General features: G+C 62.3%; 18 protein-coding genes. 11 read left to right on the top strand and 7 right to left on the bottom strand.

Annotated features, from left to right (window positions below; genetic code table 11):
• The first annotated feature begins 100 nt into the window (after positions 1-100).
• Positions 101-838, top strand: coding sequence for a polysaccharide deacetylase family protein (locus C8K44_RS15500; protein ID WP_109576704.1), 738 nt, complete (start codon positions 101-103; stop codon positions 836-838).
• A gap of 38 nt (positions 839-876) precedes the next feature.
• Here C8K44_RS15500 and C8K44_RS15495 read toward each other — a convergent pair whose 3' ends face one another.
• Positions 877-1,506 (bottom strand): hypothetical protein, encoded by a 630-nt coding sequence (locus C8K44_RS15495; protein ID WP_109576703.1) that lies wholly within the window; start codon positions 1,504-1,506, stop codon positions 877-879.
• Between the two features lie 168 nt (positions 1,507-1,674).
• On the opposite strand from C8K44_RS15495, the gene C8K44_RS15490 reads away from it, so the two are divergent.
• Together C8K44_RS15490 and C8K44_RS15485 are read left to right on the top strand one after the other, a co-directional pair.
• Positions 1,675-3,312: a fatty-acid--CoA ligase gene (locus C8K44_RS15490; RefSeq protein ID WP_109576702.1), complete on the top strand. Its 1,638-nt coding sequence runs from the start codon at positions 1,675-1,677 to the stop codon at positions 3,310-3,312.
• A 153-nt stretch (positions 3,313-3,465) separates the two neighbouring features.
• A complete protein-coding gene (locus C8K44_RS15485) occupies positions 3,466-4,266 on the top strand; it encodes a DUF1499 domain-containing protein (RefSeq protein ID WP_199227105.1) in 801 nt (266 codons plus the stop codon).
• A 2-nt stretch (positions 4,267-4,268) separates the two neighbouring features.
• Here C8K44_RS15485 and C8K44_RS15480 read toward each other — a convergent pair whose 3' ends face one another.
• Positions 4,269-5,177: an MBL fold metallo-hydrolase gene (locus C8K44_RS15480; protein ID WP_109576701.1), complete on the bottom strand. Its 909-nt coding sequence runs from the start codon at positions 5,175-5,177 to the stop codon at positions 4,269-4,271.
• 123 nt (positions 5,178-5,300) lie between these two features.
• On the opposite strand from C8K44_RS15480, the gene C8K44_RS15475 reads away from it, so the two are divergent.
• Both C8K44_RS15475 and C8K44_RS15470 read left to right on the top strand, forming a co-directional pair.
• The gene (locus C8K44_RS15475; RefSeq protein ID WP_109576700.1) at positions 5,301-5,894 is read left to right on the top strand and encodes a biotin transporter BioY; all 594 of its coding nucleotides are present in this window, start codon (positions 5,301-5,303) and stop codon (positions 5,892-5,894) included.
• A gap of 81 nt (positions 5,895-5,975) precedes the next feature.
• The gene (locus C8K44_RS15470; protein ID WP_109576699.1) at positions 5,976-6,983 is read left to right on the top strand and encodes an NAD-dependent epimerase; all 1,008 of its coding nucleotides are present in this window, start codon (positions 5,976-5,978) and stop codon (positions 6,981-6,983) included.
• Between the two features lie 12 nt (positions 6,984-6,995).
• Here the strand turns inward: C8K44_RS15470 and C8K44_RS15465 are convergent, their stop codons facing one another.
• Entirely contained in the window at positions 6,996-8,447 is a 1,452-nt protein-coding gene (locus tag C8K44_RS15465) for a DUF2793 domain-containing protein (protein ID WP_158282742.1), read from the bottom strand.
• 270 nt (positions 8,448-8,717) lie between these two features.
• Between C8K44_RS15465 and cysD the strand changes: the two genes are divergently transcribed.
• The 3 genes from cysD to cysQ are packed head-to-tail and all read left to right on the top strand — an operon-like array spanning position 8,718 to position 12,368.
• Positions 8,718-9,623, top strand: coding sequence for a sulfate adenylyltransferase subunit CysD (cysD, locus tag C8K44_RS15460; RefSeq protein WP_109576825.1), 906 nt, complete (start codon positions 8,718-8,720; stop codon positions 9,621-9,623).
• Positions 9,624-9,625: 2 nt separating this feature from the next.
• On the top strand, positions 9,626-11,563 hold the full coding sequence (gene cysN / locus C8K44_RS15455; RefSeq protein ID WP_158282741.1) for a sulfate adenylyltransferase subunit CysN: 1,938 nt from the start codon (positions 9,626-9,628) through the stop codon (positions 11,561-11,563).
• Positions 11,514-12,368, top strand: coding sequence for a 3'(2'),5'-bisphosphate nucleotidase CysQ (gene cysQ, locus C8K44_RS15450; protein ID WP_109576697.1), 855 nt, complete (start codon positions 11,514-11,516; stop codon positions 12,366-12,368). Before cysN ends, cysQ begins: the two co-directional genes overlap by 50 nt.
• Positions 12,369-12,383: 15 nt before the next feature.
• On the opposite strand, the gene C8K44_RS15445 is transcribed toward cysQ, so the two are convergent.
• From C8K44_RS15445 to C8K44_RS15430, 4 genes are all read right to left on the bottom strand, one after another.
• Positions 12,384-13,526: a DegT/DnrJ/EryC1/StrS aminotransferase family protein gene (locus C8K44_RS15445; RefSeq protein WP_109576696.1), complete on the bottom strand. Its 1,143-nt coding sequence runs from the start codon at positions 13,524-13,526 to the stop codon at positions 12,384-12,386.
• Positions 13,527-13,760: 234 nt separating this feature from the next.
• Positions 13,761-14,684: a carbohydrate kinase gene (locus C8K44_RS15440; protein ID WP_109576695.1), complete on the bottom strand. Its 924-nt coding sequence runs from the start codon at positions 14,682-14,684 to the stop codon at positions 13,761-13,763.
• 2 nt (positions 14,685-14,686) lie between these two features.
• Positions 14,687-15,127 (bottom strand): RbsD/FucU domain-containing protein, encoded by a 441-nt coding sequence (locus C8K44_RS15435; protein ID WP_109576823.1) that lies wholly within the window; start codon positions 15,125-15,127, stop codon positions 14,687-14,689.
• Positions 15,128-15,129: 2 nt separating this feature from the next.
• On the bottom strand, positions 15,130-16,356 hold the full coding sequence (locus C8K44_RS15430; protein ID WP_199227104.1) for an ROK family transcriptional regulator: 1,227 nt from the start codon (positions 16,354-16,356) through the stop codon (positions 15,130-15,132).
• A gap of 216 nt (positions 16,357-16,572) precedes the next feature.
• Here C8K44_RS15430 and C8K44_RS15425 point away from each other — a divergent pair, with 216 nt between their 5' ends.
• The 3 genes from C8K44_RS15425 to C8K44_RS15415 all read left to right on the top strand — a co-directional run bounded on the left by C8K44_RS15425 (position 16,573) and on the right by C8K44_RS15415 (position 19,568).
• The gene (locus C8K44_RS15425) at positions 16,573-17,601 is read left to right on the top strand and encodes a sugar ABC transporter substrate-binding protein (protein ID WP_109576693.1); all 1,029 of its coding nucleotides are present in this window, start codon (positions 16,573-16,575) and stop codon (positions 17,599-17,601) included.
• Positions 17,602-17,703: 102 nt separating this feature from the next.
• Positions 17,704-18,786, top strand: a complete 1,083-nt coding sequence (locus tag C8K44_RS15420) for an ABC transporter permease (RefSeq protein WP_109576692.1) — start codon at positions 17,704-17,706, stop codon at positions 18,784-18,786.
• Positions 18,786-19,568 carry an ATP-binding cassette domain-containing protein gene (locus C8K44_RS15415; RefSeq protein WP_109576691.1) on the top strand — a complete coding sequence of 261 codons (783 nt, stop codon included), beginning with the start codon at positions 18,786-18,788 and terminating at the stop codon, positions 19,566-19,568. The genes C8K44_RS15420 and C8K44_RS15415 overlap by 1 nt, the downstream gene beginning before the upstream one ends.
• The last annotated feature ends 3 nt before the right edge of the window (positions 19,569-19,571 follow it).

Genomic DNA, 19,571 nt, shown 5'->3' with positions numbered 1-19,571 from the left:
CTGGCGAGTGGAATGGCGAAATAGCCTGAATTGTCATCATGGCGCCAGAATTGGGGTGCCATTGCCCGGCAGTTCGAGACAGCAATCCCCGAAAGTTCGCATGCGCATGCTTGGCAGGTTTTTGATTGGCGTCGGCCTTGCGGCGCTGGTGAGTTCTTCAGCCTCGGCTGCATTGCTCGAACCCCGGTTGCATCTCAAGCCGTCCGGCGAATCCAGTCCGCGCGTGGCACTGACGCTGGACGCATGCGGCGGCAAGACCGACACCCGCATTCTCTCTGCTCTCGTCGAAAACAAGATACCGGCGACGATCTTCGTCACCGGCATGTGGCTGAAGCGGAACGGCGAAGCCCTGGCGATCATGAAGGCGCATCCGGAACTGTTCGAACTGGAAAACCATGGCGCCAGGCATATTCCGGCTGTCGACACGCCCCGCAGTATCTATGGGCTGAAAAGCGCGGGCAGTGCCGAGGCCGTGCAGGCCGAGGTTGAGGCCGGCGCACTGGCATTGACCGCGCACGGCGGAGCAGCTCCAACGTGGTTTCGCGGCGCGACAGCGCAATACAGTCCGACCTCCATCGCGCTGATCCGTGGGCTTGGCTTCAAGATCGCCGGCTATTCGATCAATGGCGATGGCGGCTCGCTGCTCGGCGCGCATGAAACCGACCGCCGCGTATCCGCCGCAAGGGACGGCGACGTCATCATCGCCCACATCAACCAACCCACGCACGCTGCCGGTGGCGGACTGGTCAAGGGGCTACTGAAGCTCAAGGCAAAAGGCTACGCCTTCGTACGCCTGAACGACGTTGACGATAGCGGCACAGACGGCACGACAAACTAGTCCTTGCGCGTCATGCCGGTCGCGCAAGGCGCTGTTGCTCAGGCCGCTGCTCGAAACGCCTCGACCACACCGACATAGGCCACGGCGAGCTTGGCTAGAGGGCTGTTGCTGCGCGAGGCCGATTCCACCTTGAGCTTGCCGCCACTGACGGGAAGCGAAAGCAAAAGGAACTGACGCCGGGCGCCATCGCCGATCGAAGCCGCGGCGACATGCTTGTCGTCGCCGTCTTCGTCGATGCGCATCTTGAACAGAAGGATGCCGCCCACCGCTTCGAGCGCGTCATCGACCATTTGCGTAAATTCGGCCTCCGATACGTCAGTGGGCGCCATGGCCGGGACATCGACCTGTATGCGCTCGACAGCCAGTTCGTCGCTGGCAAGTTCGGCAGGCTCCGTTTCGTTGTCGGTCACGTCCTCAGTGACCGGCACATGCCCTTCGGCTGGCGTCAACTCTGGGAGGTTTTCGGCCGCATCTTCGGGTTGCGTGGCGGTCGTTGCGCCGAGCAGTTCTGTCGCCACCAGCTCAAGGTCGTCGGTTGCCTCGTCGAACGGCTCGTCGACGCCATCCGCCAGAACAACCGCATCGGCTTCATCGGCAGCAACAGGCTCTTCAGATTGCATCTCATATTGCGGCAGGATTTCATCCTCCGCGCGCGGCTGCGTATCCATGTGATCCCTCACATTGCTCGACCCACCACACCAGCCGGTAAGAAAGGTTAACCTCGACCGTGGCCGCATTATGGCCGTCGGTCTTTTGCCGGCTCGACGTGACTTTGGTCAGGCTGGACAAACCAGGTATTGCGACCAGAATGGCGGGATACGATCTGGGAGGACCACATGCTTGGACTGATGCAGGAATGGCCGCTGCTGTGCCACAAGATCATTGACCATGCGGCCAGGCAACACCCGCATCGAGAGGTCGTATCGAGATCGATCGAGGGGCCAATCGTCCGCACCAGCTATGCCGAATTTCGCAGACGCTCGCTGAAGGTTGCGCAAAGGCTGGAACGGGACGGCCACAAGATTGGTGACCGTATCGCCACGCTTGCCTGGAACTCCGCCCGGCATATGGAAGCGTGGTACGGCATCATGGGCATGGGCGCTGTCTACCACACGCTCAACCCGCGCCTTTTCCCCGAGCAACTGGTCTGGATCATGAACCATGCCCAGGATCAGGCACTGTTCGTCGACTTGACCTTCGTGCCGCTGGTGGAAAAGATCGCGCCGCAGGTGCCCTCGCTCAAGCGCATCATCGTGCTGACCGACGCAGACCACTTGCCACAGACGACGCTGTCGAATGTCGTGGCCTACGAGGATTGGCTGGCCGAGGCCGACGGCGACTTTGTCTGGAAGGCGCTGGACGAGCATGATGCAGCCGGTATGTGCTACACCTCAGGGACGACAGGCGATCCCAAGGGCGTCGTCTACAGTCATCGATCCAACGTGCTGCATGCGATGATTGCGGTGATGCCGGATGCGATGGGCATTTCGGTGCGTGACGTCGTCATGCCCGTGGTGCCGATGTTCCATGCCAACGCCTGGGGGCTTGCCCAGAGCACGCCGATGGTCGGCGCGAAGCTCGTCATGCCAGGGGGCAAGATGGACGGTGCGTCGATCTACGAAATGCTGGACAGCGAACGCGTCACATTCACCGCTGCCGTGCCGACCGTGTGGCTGATGCTGCTGCAACACCTCGAAGAGACCGGCAAGAAGCTGCCGCATCTCAACAAGGTCGTGATCGGCGGCTCGGCCTGTCCGCGCGCGGTAACGGAGAAATTCGAGCGCAACTACGGGGTCGAGGTCATTCACGCATGGGGCATGACGGAGATGTCGCCGCTCGGCACCTTGTGCACGATCAAGCCGGAGTATGACGACCTCGACGGCGCTGATCGATTGAACATTCAACAAAAACAGGGTTTTACGCCATTCGGCGTCGAAATGAAAATCACCGACGACGACAACAATGAGCTGCCTTGGGATGGCAAGACGTTCGGCCGGCTCAAGGTGCGCGGTCCGGCGGTCTCAGCCTCGTATTTCGGCGGCGCCAGCGCCGAGCAATTCGATGCCGATGAATGGTTCGACACGGGCGATGTCGCACATATCGACACCCACGGCTACATGCAGATCACCGACCGCTCCAAGGATGTGATCAAATCGGGCGGCGAATGGATCTCCAGCATCGAGCTGGAAAATCTTGCCGTCGGTCATCCCGACGTCCAGGAGGCGGCGGTCATCGGGGTCAGGCACTCGCGCTGGGACGAGCGTCCGCTGATGGTGATCGTGCGCAAACAGGGCAGGGAGCCTGACAAGACCGACATACTGGCCTTCCTCAACGGCAAGGTCGCCAAGTGGTGGATGCCGGACGATGTGGCCTTCGTCGACGAGATACCTCACACGGCAACCGGCAAGATCCAGAAGATGGCGCTGCGCGAGACGTTCAAGGATTATCGACTGCCCACCGACACCGGCGCCTGAACAAGGTTCATGTGCGGGAAGGCGTTCAATGCCGCCTTTCCGCTTCAACCTCCGGCGGAAAGGCTCTAGTTTGGACCTGCAGCTATCTTAGCCGTGGGGGCGTGCTGCCTTATACGCAGTGGGCAACGGGGTACTATGGTTGAGTTTCAGACGATGTATATTGAGCAGCGCACGACACGCGCGGCCGGCCTGTCCCGGGGCATGGCGTCTTTCTCGGCCGTACTGCTGATCACCGCGGTGCTTGGCCATCGCCGCGGCCTCGTCGACACCACGGCTTTCTTCTGGGTTCTCGGCATCGTCGCATTGCTCGCAGCCTTTGCCCTGCTGCTCTCTGGTTTTGCCTTTTCGCGCCTGTGGAAATTTGGCGACCGGGGCGGCCATGACTTGACCGTGGGAGCCTTGCTGGGGCTGGCGGTGCTCGCACCCTTCGCCTTCATCGCCTACCAGATAGCCACCTTGCCGATGCTGCGCGACATCTCGACCGATGTCGAAGACCCGCCCGCCCTTACGGCGGCGATGTCATTGCGAACGCCGGCCATGAACCGGATGGAGCCGTCGACGGCGGGTGAGCGCGCGTTGCAGGCGCAGGCCTATCCGCTGGTTGCCGGCCGCCGCTATGACCTGTCGCTCGACCGGGTGTTGGAAAGCGTAAATGCGGTTCTGGCGCGACAGGGCTGGGAGATCGTCGTGCCACCGCCCGCCGCCGACCAGGCAATCGGCGAGGTGGACATCGAGGCCGTCGCGCGCACCTTCATCCTGGCGCTGCCCTCTGACGTCGTGATCCGGCTGGTGGATGACGGCGACTCGACCTTCGTCGACATGCGCTCGGCCTCGCGCTATGGCCGCCATGATCTCGGCGACAACGCCGAACGCATCATCGGCTTCCTGACTGAACTCGATCAGGAGATCGCCGCCCAGGCCGGCACGGCGACGTCCACAACGACGGAGCAGTAGCGTCAACTGGCGGGTGAATAGACGCTGTCGATGGCGGGCGCCTCGTTGCTGAGTGCCTTGCCACGCCCGACCAGGTCTTCGAGATGGGCAAGAACCGACAGGCCAGCTGCGCCATGAAGCCTGGGGTCGGTGTCGCGATAGATCGCACGCACGATATCAGGGATAGAGCAGTCGCCTGCAACAAGGCGTTCGAGGATGGCACGTTCGCGTATCTTGCGGTGCGCCTTCAGGCCGCGCACGAATTTCTGCGGTGAAACCACCGGGCCACCATGGCCGGGCAGGTAGATGCGGTCGTCGCGTCCGATCAGCTTTTCAAGTGAGGCCATGTAGTCGGACATCGCCCCGTCGGGCGGTGCCACGATCGAGGTCGACCAGGCCATCACGTGGTCGGCGGAAAACAGGATGCCTGTGCCTTCGAGCGCAAACGCGGCGTGATTCGCCGCATGGCCCGGCGTCAGCACCGCGCGCATGCTCCAGCGGTCGCCTTCTACAACCTGGCCATCGCCAACGACCAGGTCGGGAACGAAATCGGTGTCGCTGCTCGCGTCGAGCGGTGCGATTTCACCGATGCGCAATGGACGAGCCGAGCGGTGCGGCCCTTCGGCGACCGTCACGGCCCCGGTCAGCGCCTTGAGCCGAGAGGCGAGCGGCGAGTGGTCGCGATGCGTGTGGCTGACGAAGATGTGGCTGACCGGACGGCCGGCAATGGCGCGGACCAGCGCCTCGAGATGCGCATCGTCTTCGGGGCCGGGGTCGAGGATCGCCAGCGTTTCGCTGCCAATGATGTAGCTGTTGGTGCCGTGGAAGGTGAAAGCGCTCGGATTGTTGGCGGTGAGCCGCACAACGCTGTCCGCGACGGCGACGGGCTGGCCGTAGGCGGGTTCGAAGCGTTTGTCGAAATCGAGAGACATGGCCAGCCGATATCTGTGAGTTCGGGGAGCGAACGGCAAATTCGTTTGCCGCTTAGCACGGAAGACAATATAGGGAAAACCACGTCTACAGCGCTTTGGCGCGCTTACCACAAGGGGATTTACATGGCTGTTGCATCCAGTTCCACCGCGCTCGTTTCCGCGGCGCTGCCCGAAAAGGGTGCGATGCGCCTGGCGACCCAGCTTCTCCTGGCTGTCGCCGGCTCGCTGCTGCTCATCGCTTCGGCCAAGACGAAGGTCGTGCTCGGACCAGTCGACATGTCGCTGCAGACTCTCGTCGTGCTGGGCATCGGTGCAGCCTACGGCCTGCGCCTCGGCGTAGCGACCTTGCTGCTCTACATGGCGCAGGGCGCCATGGGCTATCCGGTGTTCCAGAGCACGCCTGAGAAGGGCCTCGGCATCGCCTACATGCTCGGCTCGACCGGTGGCTATCTCCTGGGCTTCGTCGCCATGGCGGCAATCGTTGGCTGGGCCGTCGATCGCGGCTGGGGACGCAGCATCGTCAAGATGCTCGGCGCCATGCTCGTCGCCGAAGTCGTCATGATGGCACTCGGATTTTCGTGGCTGTCGCTGCTGATCGGTGCTGAAAAGTCCTGGCAGTTCGGCGTCGTGCCGTTCATCGTGCCGGATCTGATCAAGGTCGCACTTGCTGCCGCGGCTGTTCCGGCCGTTTGGGCGCTGCTGCCCAAGAAGGGCTGATCAGTCAGCAGCGAGTACTGGTTTTAGCAACGCCCCGGCCTTAGAAAGGCCGGGGCGTTTGCATTTGAAGAGACGGAGATCATGACTGTTCTTGTCACGGGCGCGGCTGGCTTCATCGGTTTCCATGTCGCCAGGCGACTTCTAGCCGAGGGCCATGATGTCGTTGGTTTTGACAGCGTCACCGACTACTACGACACCTCGCTCAAGCGCTCGCGTCTCGACGTGCTCGCCGAACATGGGGATTTCCGCCTCATCCAGGCTGATCTCGCCGATGCGGCGGCGGTGAAATCGGCATTCGAGTGCCGTCCCGAGGTCGTCATCAACCTCGCGGCACAGGCCGGGGTGCGTTACTCGCTCGATCATCCCCAGGCCTATGTCGACGCCAACATCACGGGTTTTCTCAACATCCTCGAAAACTGCCGGGCGATGCCGCCGAAACACCTGATCTATGCCTCGTCGAGCTCGGTCTATGGCGGCAACAAGAAGCAGCCCTATTCGCCGCGCGACGGCGTCGACCATCCGGTCAGCCTGTATGCGGCGACCAAGAAAGCCAACGAGTTGATGGCGCATACCTACAGCCATCTGTTCGGCGTGCCGGCAACCGGTCTGCGTTTCTTCACGGTTTACGGCCCCTTGGGGCGGCCAGACATGGCCTACTACAAGTTCACCCGCGCCATCTTCGCCGGGGAGACCATCGACATCTACAATGGCGGCGACATGTACCGCGACTTCACCTACGTCGACGACATCGTCGAAGGCATCGTTCGCGTGATCGACCTGCCGCCCAGGGCCGATCCAGACTATGACATCGCAGCCGGCGGTGCGTCGGGCAGCTGGGCGCCGCACCGGGTGATGAATATCGGCAATCGCCGCAAGGAACATCTGATGGAGATGATCCGTGTTCTCGAACGCGCTACGGGCCGCGAGGCGGTGAAGAATTTCATGCCGCTGCAGCCGGGCGACGTACTGAGCACCTGGGCTGACGTGAGCGACCTCGAAGCATTGATCGGCGAGCTTCCACACACGCCGATCGAAGAGGGATTGGTCCGCTTCGTCGATTGGTACGGCAGGTATTACCGCGTCCAGTAGCGAAGCGACCGGTCAGGCATACTGCGCTCCCGTTACGGTGCTACCGACAGCATTGCCCGGCAGATAGGTCGCGCCGCCGCCGACCGTGTTGATCACGCCGTTGAGGCTGGTGTTGTAGCGAGTTCCCGTAGCCGCACCGTTGAAGGTCATGCCGCCACAGCTAATATTGCCGTTCTGGCAGGACGCGAAGGCCGTCGCGAAAGCCGGCGTGCCGACAAACGTGACCGTACGGCCTTCGGTGGTGATCGCTCCGCCGCTGCGCGTGCTCCAATGGATCGGCGAGGGTCCGGTAATGGCGTAGTTGCCGGTGGCGGTCACGGCACCGTTGTTCTGGCTCATGATGTGGCCCTGGGCGCAGGCGCCGAACCTGACATTCTGGAACTGGATCGTGCCGCCGTCGGCATCCAGGCCAAACCCGCTGGTGGCCGTCCTGACCTTCAGGCCCTTGAGCAGACAGTGCGTGCCCGCTGGAGCAGTGATGGCGCTGGACGCGGTGGTGGAGATGATGACGCTGGCGGGCGCGCCGCTGTTGCCGGCGAGAACCAGGGCCGATGCGCTCGCCTGGCCTACCGTAACCGGAATGGTCAGCGCGCCGCTGTAGGTTCCGTCGCCAATCTGGATGGTGACGGTGAAACCGGCAAGGTCGAGACTTGCTGCGACGTCGAGGGCCTTCTGGATGGTCATGAGCGCGCCGCCGGCCGTGTTGGCGAGCCCTGTGTTGGCATCTGACCCATCCGTGCGAACGTAGTATGTGCGGTTGCCGGTGAGCATCTCACGCACGTGATGTTTGGCCACTGCCTGGTTCTGGTCCGTCAGAGCCAGGCCTGGCTGCAGCAGCACGCGCCCGTCGCTGCCGCGGACCTTCAGCGCTTCCATCCAGGTCGAGCCGTCGGGCGACACCTTCACATGCCAATCGTCGTCGCCAGCTAGGCCGAACTCTGCTCGGCCCGAATAGCCGGTCTGAAACAGCAAGGAGCCATTGTCGCCGGCGGCGGCCTTGTTGATCTTGACCTGCTGTCCCGCGCCCAGATTGTCGAACAGCACGGCCTGGCTCTTCACCGACAACCGGTTGGCCGTATCGGCAGTGGTATTGATGCCGACCATGGCGACCGGATTGACTCCGAGCGCCACCGCATCCTGCCAGGCGCTGCCATCATGGGCGAAGATGCGCTGTTCGTCGTTCACCCAGGCGATCCAGCCTTTTGCTGGGACGTGGAAAGCCCAGGCGCCGTCTTGCCAGGCTGCTATCTGTCCGCTCTTGCCGGTCCAGGCGCCCGCTCCCGCGGCGGCGACGATGTAGCGGTCACCTTCGACGGGCAAAGCAGGCGGCGCGGCCATGTGCCGGTCGAGAACCGAAAGCTGCACCACGACATCCAGCGCCAGCAGCGCCTCGTTGTGGGTGACGTGCTTCTGTGCCTGCGACGGCATGATGAAGGGCATCTTCAGATTGGTCGTTTGGTCCAAGGCCGGCTCCTGTCGTTGGCTTTGGTGCAATGATAAGGCCGCGCGGAAGGGCGTGGACAAACGGGCGTCTCTATCCACGCTTGGAGCCTGATCGCGTACGCGGTGGAATTGCATTCCCGTAGTCGTCGTGCAGGGGGCAAAACTGACTTGGCAGGCCCTCAAATTTGGTCTTGTGCTGCTTGAGACGCCGCCGGTTTGCAAGGAAACTGCGCGCAACAGGTCATTTCGGCGCCAAAGCCGCGACCAGGAACGATTTCCGAAGGCCTTGCAATGCTTGCCAGACTGACTCACCTGGACCGTCTCGAGGCGGAGGCGATCCACATATTCCGTGAGGTCGCCGCCACTTTTACCAAGCCTGTGATGCTCTATTCCGTGGGAAAGGATTCCTCGGTCCTGCTGCATCTGGCGATGAAGGCATTCTATCCGGCCAAGCCGCCATTTCCGTTCCTCCACGTCGACACGACCTGGAAATTCCGCGAGATGATCGAGTTCCGCGATGCCATGGCGCGCGAGCTCGGCTTCGACCTGCTCGTCCACGTCAACCCTGACGGCGTCCGCGATAATATCAATCCATTCGACCACGGCTCGAACACGCATACCCACGTCATGAAGACGGTCGGCTTGCGCCAGGCGCTCGACAAATACGGCTTCGACGCGGCATTTGGCGGTGCCCGCCGCGACGAGGAAAAGTCGCGAGCCAAGGAGCGCATCTTCTCGTTCCGCAACGCCCAGCATGCGTGGGACCCGAAGAACCAGCGCCCGGAAATGTGGAAGATCTTCAATACCCGCGTTTCCCCGGGTGAATCGATCCGCGTCTTCCCGCTCTCCAATTGGACCGAGCTCGATATCTGGCAGTACATCTTGCAGGAAAACATCCCGATCGTGCCGCTCTATTTTGCCAAGCACCGGCCAGTGGTCGAGCGCGACGGAATGCTGATCCTGCGCGACGACGACCGCATGAAGCTGCATCCCGGCGAGGTGGTGGAAAACAAGCTTGTGCGCTTCCGCACGCTCGGCTGCTACCCGCTGACCGGGGCGATCGAATCCGATGCGGACAGCCTCGAAGGCATTGTCAGCGAGATGCTGACTGCCCGCACATCCGAGCGGCAGGGACGCCTCATCGACCGCGACGAAGCCGGTTCGATGGAAAAGAAGAAGCGCGAAGGGTATTTCTGAGAATGCGCCACGCCATGGCCACCACGATCGAGCCCGCCGAAAGCGTCCGCGATTACCTCGCAGCGCAAGAGCAGAAATCGCTCCTGCGCTTCCTGACCTGCGGTTCGGTGGATGACGGCAAGTCGACGCTGATCGGCCGGCTGCTGTCCGACACCAAGCAGATCTTCGAGGATCAACTGGCAGCACTAGAACGTGACTCGCGCAAGCATGGCACGACAGGCGAGGACGTCGATTTCGCGCTGCTCGTCGACGGCTTGGAGGCCGAGCGCGAACAGGGCATCACCATCGACGTTGCCTATCGCTTCTTTGCCACTCCCAAGCGCAAGTTCATCGTCGCCGATACGCCCGGCCACGAACAGTACACGCGAAACATGGCGACGGGCGCTTCGACGGCCGATCTCGCCATCGTCCTGGTCGACGCGCGCCAAGGGGTGCTGCGCCAGACCCGGCGCCACTCGATCATCGCCTCGTTGCTCGGCATCAGGAACATTGTCGTTGCCGTCAACAAGATCGATCTCGTCGGTTTCGACCAGAAGGTGTTCGAACGCATCACAGCTGAATATGCGGTCTTTGCCGAGAGCCTCGGCTTCAAGTCGATCGTGCCGATCCCGATGTCGGCGCGCTTTGGCGACAACGTCATGCGGCGCTCGGACAAGATGGGCTGGTACTCCGGCCCGACGCTCATCGAGCATCTCGAAACCGTGGTGGTCGAGGAAGAGGCGGTCGCGCGTCCGTTCCGCTTTCCGGTGCAATATGTGAACCGGCCCAATCTCGATTTCCGCGGCTTTGCCGGAACCATTGCCTCAGGCTCAATCTCGCAGGGCGACGAGATCGTCGTCGCGAAGTCGGGCAAGCCCTCGACGGTCAAGCGCATCGTTGCCCATGGCGGCGACCTGCGGACGGCGGTTGCAGGCCAGGCGATCACGCTGGTGCTCGATGACGAGGTCGAGGTTTCGCGCGGCAATGTGCTTGTGACCCCTGACGCGCGACCGCATGTCGCCGACCAGTTCGCTGCCAATGTCGTGTGGTTCGACGAAAACGCGCTGCTGCCCGGCCGCTCCTATATCCTGCGCACCGAGACCGACCAGGCGAGTGCCACAATTACCGAGCTCAAGTACCGTATCAACGTCAACGACTTTGCTCATGAAGCGGCGAAGTCGCTGGAGATGAACGAGGTCGGCGTCTGCAATGTCTCGGTCCAGTCGCCTGTTGCCTTTGACAGCTTCGCCGACAATCGCACCACCGGCGCTTTCATCCTGATCGACCGGATCAGCAATGCCACCGTCGGTGCCGGCATGATCGTGCATGCGCTGCGCCGGTCCGAGAACATCCACTGGCAGTCGCTCGACGTGTCGCGCAAGGCTCGTGCCGACCTCAAGAACCAGCGGCCTTCGGTACTCTGGTTCACCGGCCTGTCAGGCTCCGGCAAGTCGACGGTCGCCAACCTTCTGGAAAAGAAGCTGCACGCGGCCGGCCGCCACACCTACGTGCTCGATGGCGACAATGTCCGCCACGGCCTCAACCGGGATCTCGGCTTCACCGACGAAGACCGGGTCGAAAATATCCGTCGGGTCGCCGAAGTCGCCAAGCTGATGGCCGACGCCGGCCTGATCGTCATCGTGTCGTTCATTTCGCCCTTCCGTGCCGAGCGTCGCATGGCGCGCGAGATGATGGGGCAGGGCGAGTTCGTCGAGGTCTTTGTCGACACGCCGTTCGAGGAATGCGCCAAGCGCGACCCCAAAGGGCTTTATGCGCGTGCCCTGGCCGGTGCGATCAAGAATTTCACCGGCGTCGATTCACCCTATGAAACTCCGGAGAATCCTGAGATTCATCTCCAGACCCTCGGCAAGACGCCTGAGGAGATGGTCGAGGCGGTCGAGAGCTGGTTGAATGAGCGTGACCTTGCAGAACGTCAATACGACGACGGCGGCGGCATCTGACGCGGCGATCCTCGAACTGCTCGAACGCCTTGCGCTCGACGCGGGGCGCGCGGTGATGGAGGTCTTTCATTCCGGGATCACGGTAACCGACAAGGCGGACGCTTCGCCTGTCACCCAGGCCGATCGTGCCGCCGAGCACGTGATACTCGAAGGCCTGCGCGCGGCCTTTCCCGACGTGCCCTGTGTCGCCGAGGAAGAGACAGCCGAAGGCGTAGTTCCGCCTGAGCTCGGCAGGACGTTCTTTCTCGTCGACCCGCTTGATGGCACCAAGGAGTTCGTCAGGCGCCACACCGATTTCACCGTCAACATCGCACTGATCAGGGACGGCGCGCCTAAGATCGGCGTGGTATATGCGCCGTGCACCGGCCGCTTCTTCTCCGGTCGTCCAGGCAGAGCGGAGGCTTTCGAGGCTCGCGACGGCAAGCCCGTCTCGGAGCGCCATCGCATTCACGTGCGCGAGGGACGTCAGCCGCTGACCATTGTTGCCAGCCGTTCGCACCGCACGCCCGAGACCGATGCCTTCATCAAGAAGGTTTCGGCCGCCGAAATCGTTTCGGTGGGTTCGTCTCTGAAATTCTGCCTGGTGGCGGCCGGCGAGGCAGACCTCTATCCGCGCTTCGGCAGGACGATGGAATGGGATACGGCAGCTGGCGATGCGGTACTGCGCGCCGCGGGTGGAAGCACCCATACGCTCGATGGCAAGCCGCTGGTTTATGGCAAGCGCAACCAGGCGGACGATGCGGATTTCGCCAATCCGCATTTTGTCTCGAGCGGCCGGATCATCGACCCGGCCTTCATCTTCTGATCAGAAAATCGCCGCTTACTCAGCCGCGATCTTGGCCGAGTTCGAGCCGACATAGTTGCGGATCGCGGTGATGATCTTGTCCTGGTCGGATTCGCTGAGATAGGGATGCATCGGCAAGCACAGGATCGTGCCCGGCACGGCTTCCGAAACCGGCAGGCCGCCCGGTGCGCGCGGATAGTCGCGATAGGCGACCTGGGTGTGCAGCGGCTTCACATAGTAGATGACCGAAGGAATGCCCTGCTCCTGCAGGTGCGCCTTGAGCCCGTCGCGGCCGGTGGCCTCGATGGCATATTGCGCCCAGGCCGAACGGCCGCCTTCCGGCGCGCGCGCAGCCTTGATGACGTCGCCCAGGCCGTCGGCATAACGCTTTGCGACAGCCGCGCGGGCCTGCATCTCGTCTTCGAGGATGGCAAGCTTTTCAATCAGGATCGCGGCCTGCAGCGTGTCGAGCCGCGAATTCAGGCCGACATGGATGTTGTCGTACTGGGTCTCGCCCTTGCCGTGGAAGGCGAAGGAGCGCAGGCGCGCTGCGAACGCGTCGTCGTTGGTGAACATCGCGCCGCCGTCGCCGTAGCAGCCCAACGGCTTGGCCGGGTAGAAGCTGGTGGATGCGACATGGCCGTATGCGCCGCACATCTTGCCGTCCTGCGAGCCGCCGATCGACTGGGCGGCGTCTTCGATGACCAGGAGGTTCTCCCGCTTGGCGATGGCGTCGATCGCGGCATAGTCGGCTGCAATGCCGAACAGATCGACCGGTATGATCGCCTTCGGCTTGAGACGGCCTTCCGCCTTGATCATGGCGATCGCGGCTTCGAGGCTTTTGATGTCGATGTTGTAGGTGTCGGGCTCGATGTCGACGAACACCGGCTCGGCCTTGGCGAGCGCCACCACTTCGGCGGTGGCGGCGAAGGTGAAGCTCGGTACGAACACGGCATCGCCGGGGCCGATGCCCGAGGCGAGAAGCGGCAGCAAAAGGGCGTCGGTGCCGTTGGCGCAGGCCACGACATGCTTGACGCCGACATACTTGGCCAGCTGGTTTTCGAACTCGGTGACTTCAGGACCGAGGATGTAGCGGCCGTCGTCGACGACCTTGTCAATTGCCGCCTTCAGACGGTCGCGGATTCTTTCGCGTTGTGCGCCGAGATCGATGAACTGCATTATGGCCCCAAAACCCAATCGTTTTCTTCGGGCCGCTGATAGCAGAGTTGCCGAAATCGAAAAAGACGACCGGCCTGCGGCATCCTTGGCGCGCCTGCGGTTCTTGTTACTTTCGGTTGACGCGTTTTCGCGCTCAAATTGGCGGAAAACATGGGATTTCGCGGGCAGGCTGCTGAGCCGGCTTGGCGAAGCGAAACATAAAGTGATCGGCCAAACCGCCGGAAAACGGCGAAATCAGGCCAATTCACGTCGCCATGGCGGGTTTGCGCCGGCGCGTGAAACAGTCACCGCAGCGGCACGCGCGCCAAGTAAAAGCGCCTTTTCAATGGCTGCTTCGGACAGCTTGGCTATGGCGTTTTTGGCCAGAACATTCTGTTCGTGCAACGAGGCGAGGACGCCTGCGTTGAAGGTGTCGCCGGCACCGACGGTATCGACAACGGTCACCTTTTCCGGCGTGACTGTAACTGTGTGCTCGTCGCTATAAGCGGTGGCGCCCTTGCTGCCCTTGGTGATGATGATCAGCGAAGGGCCCTTGCGCAGCCAGTTGGCAGCAATCTCGTCATGGCTGCCGGTCTCGCCGAACCATTCGAGATCCTCGTCCGAGAGCTTGACGATATCTGCCATGGCAAGCATGCGCAGCATGCGCTCAAGGTGAGCCTGCTTGTCCAGGATGAAACCGGGCCGGATGTTGGGATCGAACATCATCACGCGGTTTTTGTGCTCGCGCTTCATCAGTGCTTCATAGGCCGAACCGCACGGCTCAGGGATCAGGCTGATCGCGCCGAACAGCATTGCGTCCACGTCGCCGCCAAGCGCTGGCAGGTCCATTTCCGTGAGCATTCGCCCGGCGGTGTTCTCGTCGTAGAAAGTGTAGGTCGCGTGACCATCGCTAAGCCGGACGAAGGCGAGCGTGGTCGGGCGCGGCGAGACATTGGCATAGAGCGAGCCGACATTGCTGGCGGCAAGGACCTCGCGGATCTGCTGGCCGAACAGATCGGAGGAGAGCCCGGAAAAGAACTCCACCGGCACGCCGAGGCGCCCGAGGGCTATGGCCGAGTTGAAGATCGCGCCGCCGGCATAGGGCGCAAAGGCCGGTTCACCTGCCTGGCTTTGCCTTGGCAGCATGTCGATGAGCGCCTCGCCGCAGCACAGGATCATGGCTAGCCGGTTCCTTTTGGATAGATGACACCCTTGCGGATGATGACATTGGCGTAGAGCCTTGGCTCGCCGGTGGCAATGACCGTGTGTGCCGCCTTCACCCGTTCGTAGAAACTATTGCCGGCGAGCGGCACGACCGCGAAGCCGGGCGCCCTGCTGGCGCAGACCGCGTCGATCTCTTCGTGCACTTGGTCGGACAAGGTCGGGTCGCCCTTGACCGACGAGCGGAAGATCGCTTGCGGTACGAAGTCGTCCACCGGCATCACCTGGAGGATGGCGTCGAGCACCGGGATCAGTCCCAGCCCATCGGCGCGGATGACCCGCCGTCCGTGTTCAAGGGCCGGGTAGTTGCCGTCGACGATGGCAATCTCGTCGCCGTGCCCCATGGCGCGCAGAGTGAAGAGCAGGTCCGGACCGAGCAGGGCAGGAATGCCTATGAGCACCTTCAAACCCCTCGCGATGGAGCTGTCGAGCCGATCAGGAAACGTTCCGAAAGCGGCAGGCTGGCTCCGCCCAAGGCGCGCGCATGGATACCCACCGTGCCCTCACGAACGCTCGGCATGCGCAAGCCTTCGACGTCGATCTTGCCGATCGCTGCCTGCACGGCATCAACGAGCCGCGCACGGATCGTTGGTGGCATCCAGCCGTCGATGACAGCGCATTCGAAGTCGATGACCGATGCCGATGCAACGATCGCATAGGCGAGCGCATACGACGCGGTTGCGATCCACGCATCCAGTTCGGGGCCGAGTTCGCCCCATTCTTCCGGGGAGGTCCACAGATAGGCGGCGTCGATGCCTTTGGCGTTCAGGGCCTTTTCGAGCACGGCGATCGATGCGATGTCGATAAGCTGCGTTGGCTTGCCGCCGGGGCCTGGAACGGGCATCGAGCCGAGTGCTCCGGCATTGCCGGTCGGTCCGCCAAAGAGCCTGCCGTTAAGCACCACGCCGCCGCCAGCAAAGGCGCCGATGTAGAAATAGACGAAGTCGCGCAATGTGCCGATGTCACCGAAAACCAGCTCGGCCCCGCAGGCCGACGTGGCGTCGTTCTGCAGATAGACGGGAAATCCGAACAGCGCCTGCAGGTCGCTGCGGATGTCGCGGTTGCGCCATTCGTCCATGATCTCGCGCGGGGCGCCAGCGGTATCGACCCAGTTCCACAGTTCGAACGGCATGGCGACACCGAGGCCGGCGATGCGTTGATCCTGTTCGCGCTTCAGAGTGGCGCGCATCTGGGCGATGCCCGACTTGACGAAGTCGATGGTGTCGCGCGGGGTGGGGTAGCGGTAGGAATTCTGCAGCATCGCGCGCGTCTTGCCGACAAAATCGATCAGCACAAGCTCGGCGCTGCGCCGCCCGATCTTGAGGCCAATGAAATAGGCGCCATCAGGATCGAGCGCCATCGGGATGGAAGGTTGGCCGATCTTGCCGCGCACCGGCGCTTGCCTGAGCAAAAGGCCCTCGTCTTCCAGTTCGCGCATGATGACCGAGACTGTCTGGGCCGACAGGCCGGTCATGCGCGCGATGTCGGATTTCGCCAGCGCGCCGCTCTGCCGCACCAGCGAAAGCACCAGCCGTTCGTTGTGCTCGCGCATACCGCTTTGATTGGTGCCGCGCGGCTGCGGGCTCTCCGCAGCATCTGGCGATCCTTGCCTCACACTCCCGGCCTCCACCGGCTTCCTCCCCGTGATTTCCATCTTTTTGTTTTGGGACAGAATGCGGGCCGACTGCAATCCTGTCAATAATAAATAAGAGTGATTTAATTATTGACTCGTGGTTGCGTTTGGTGTTTCGTTGATGCCGGATACTCGACTGGGAAGAGTGCATGAGTGTCCGGGGCGGCGCCCGGTGGACGGGGCCGCATGGTTTGATTTTGGGAGGAGTACCCGATGAAGTTTTCAGTTCTGAAGACGACCGTCTTTGGTGCGGTTGCAGCACTTGCCGGTTTCGCAGCGCCTGCTTCGGCTGCCGACGTTGGCGCATGCCTGATCACGAAGACCGACACCAATCCCTTCTTCGTCAAGATGAAAGAGGGTGCCACCGCCAAGGCGGCTGAGCTCGGCGTGACGCTGAAGAGCTATGCCGGCAAGATCGATGGCGACAGCGAAAGCCAGGTCGCGGCGATCGAAACCTGCATCGCCGATGGCGCCAAGGGCATCCTGATAACGGCTTCCGACACCAAGGGCATCGTGCCGACGATCAAGAAGGCGCGCGATGCGGGCATTCTGGTGATCGCGCTTGACACCCCGCTTGAGCCAGCCGATGCGGCTGACGCGACATTCGCCACCGACAACCTGCTTGCCGGCAAGCTGATCGGCCAGTGGGCCGCCGCGACTCTCGGCGACAAGGCCAAGGACGCAAAGATTGCCTTCCTCGATTTGACCCCGTCGCAGCCCACCGTCGACGTTTTGCGCGACCAGGGCTTCATGATGGGCTTCGGCATTGACGTGAAGGATCCCAACAAGATCGGTGACGAGGACGATGCCCGCATCGTTGGTCACGACGTCACCAACGGCAACGAAGAGGGCGGCCGCAAGGCCATGGAAAATCTTCTCCAGAAGGATCCCGGCCTAAACGTCGTCCATACCATCAACGAGCCTGCCGCCGCGGGTGCCTATGAGGCTCTCAAAGCTGTCGGCATGGAAAAGAACGTTTTGATCGTTTCCGTCGACGGCGGTTGCCCAGGCGTCAAGAACGTCGAGGCCGGCGTTATCGGTGCAACCTCGCAGCAATATCCGCTGGCCATGGCCGCCCTCGGCATCGAGGCGATCAAGAAGTTTGCCGACACCGGCGAAAAGCCCAAGCCGACCGAAGGCAAGGCCTTCTTCGACACGGGTGTGTCGCTGGTGACCGACAAGCCGGCTGCGGGTGTTGAATCCATCGACGTCAAGTCCGGCCTTGAGAAGTGCTGGGGTTGATCTAGGCGCCTGACGGCGTGACACTCTCTTCAGACGAAGGGCGGCCCCTTGGTCGCCCTTCCTACAAGAGGGATAGAAATCCCTCATTGGGAGGAAATCGACATGTCTGACGCATCGGCAAACGCCGGGCGACCGCAGGAGTTCGAGAAAGTTCTCTCGGGCAGCGACACGTCAGTGGCAAGCTTCGACACACATACCCGCTCGCCGGTAGAAAAGGTCCAGCACTTTTTGCATTCGAACCCGGCGGCGGTCCCGCTGATCGTGCTCGTCGCCTCGCTGATCGCCTTCGGCGTCATCATAGGCGGCAAGTTCTTCTCTGCATTTTCGATGACTCTGATCCTGCAGCAGGTCGCCATCACCGGCATCATCGGCGCTGCGCAGACGCTGGTCATCCTGACCGCCGGCATCGATCTTTCGGTCGGCGCTATCATGGTGCTGTCATCGGTGGTGATGGGACAGTTCACCTTCCGCTATGGCTTGCCACCCTCGTTGGCGATCCTTTGCGGCTTTGCCGTCGGCGCCTTCTGCGGCTGGGTCAACGGCGTGCTCGTCGCCTATATGAGGTTGCCGCCGTTCATCGTCACTCTTGGCATGTGGCAGATCGTGCTCGCCTCGAATTTTCTCTATTCGGCGAATGAGACAATCCGCGCCCAGGATATCGAAGCGCAAGCGCCGATCCTCCAATTGTTCGGCGCGACGTTCAGGCTTGGCAATGCGGTGTTCACGTATGGCGTGGTCGCCATGGTGCTCCTAGTGATGGTGCTTTGGTACATCTTGAACCAAACTGCCTGGGGTAGGCACGTCTATGCCATCGGTGATGACCCCGAGGCGGCCCAGCTTTCCGGCGTACGCGTCAACAGGGTGCTGATTTCTGTCTACGTCATTTCCGGGCTGATCTGTGCGCTCGGTGGCTGGGTGCTCATCGGCCGTATCGGCTCGGTTTCGCCGACCGCTGGCCAGTTCGCCAACATCGAATCCATCACTGCGGTGGTGATCGGCGGCGTCTCGCTGTTCGGCGGGCGCGGTTCGATCCTCGGCATGCTGTTTGGCGCGCTGATCGTCGGCGTCTTCCAGCTGGGCCTGCGCCTGATCGGCACCGACCCGCAGTGGACCTATCTGTTGATCGGCGCGCTCATCATCATCGCTGTCGCCATCGACCAGTGGATCAGAAAGGTTGCAGGCTAATGTCGACCGAACCACTTCTCACCGCCCGCGGCCTGGTCAAGCGCTACGGCCGTGTTACCGCCCTCGACCAGGCCGATTTCGACCTCTATCCCGGCGAAATCCTCGCCGTGATCGGCGACAACGGTGCCGGCAAATCCTCGCTGATCAAGGCAATCTCAGGCGCGATGACGCCCGACGAAGGCGAAATCCGTCTCGAAGGCAAGGTGATCAACTTCAAGGCGCCGATGGAAGCCCGCGACGCCGGCATCGAGACGGTTTACCAGAACCTTGCTTTGTCGCCGGCCCTGTCGATCGCCGACAACATGTTCCTGGGCCGCGAGATCAGGAAGCCAGGTATACTCGGCAACTGGTTCCGCATGCTCGACCGAACGACCATGGAAAAGCGCGCCCGCGACAAGCTGACGGAGCTTGGCCTGATGACCATCCAGAATATCAGCCAGTCGGTCGAGACCCTGTCTGGCGGCCAGCGTCAGGGCGTGGCGGTGGCGCGCGCCGCCACCTTCGGCTCCAAGGTCGTCATCATGGACGAGCCGACGGCGGCATTGGGGGTCAAGGAATCGCGGCGCGTGCTGGAACTGATCCTCGACGTGAAACGGCGGGGCCTGCCGATCGTGCTGATTTCGCACAACATGCCGCATGTGTTCGAAGTGGCCGACCGCATCCACATCCATCGCCTTGGCCGCAGGCTCACGGTCATCGATCCGAAGGAGTATACGATGTCGGATGCCGTCGCCTTCATGACCGGGGCGAAGGCGCCGCCGGAGGCGGCGCTCGCCGCCTGAGCA

It is taken from the genome of Aminobacter sp. AP02 (assembly GCF_003148805.1).
In the GTDB taxonomy this organism is placed as follows: Bacteria; Pseudomonadota; Alphaproteobacteria; order Rhizobiales; family Rhizobiaceae; genus Aminobacter.
Note: the sequence above shows the minus strand (reverse complement) of the source record. Positions and strands in the feature narration are given on the sequence as shown.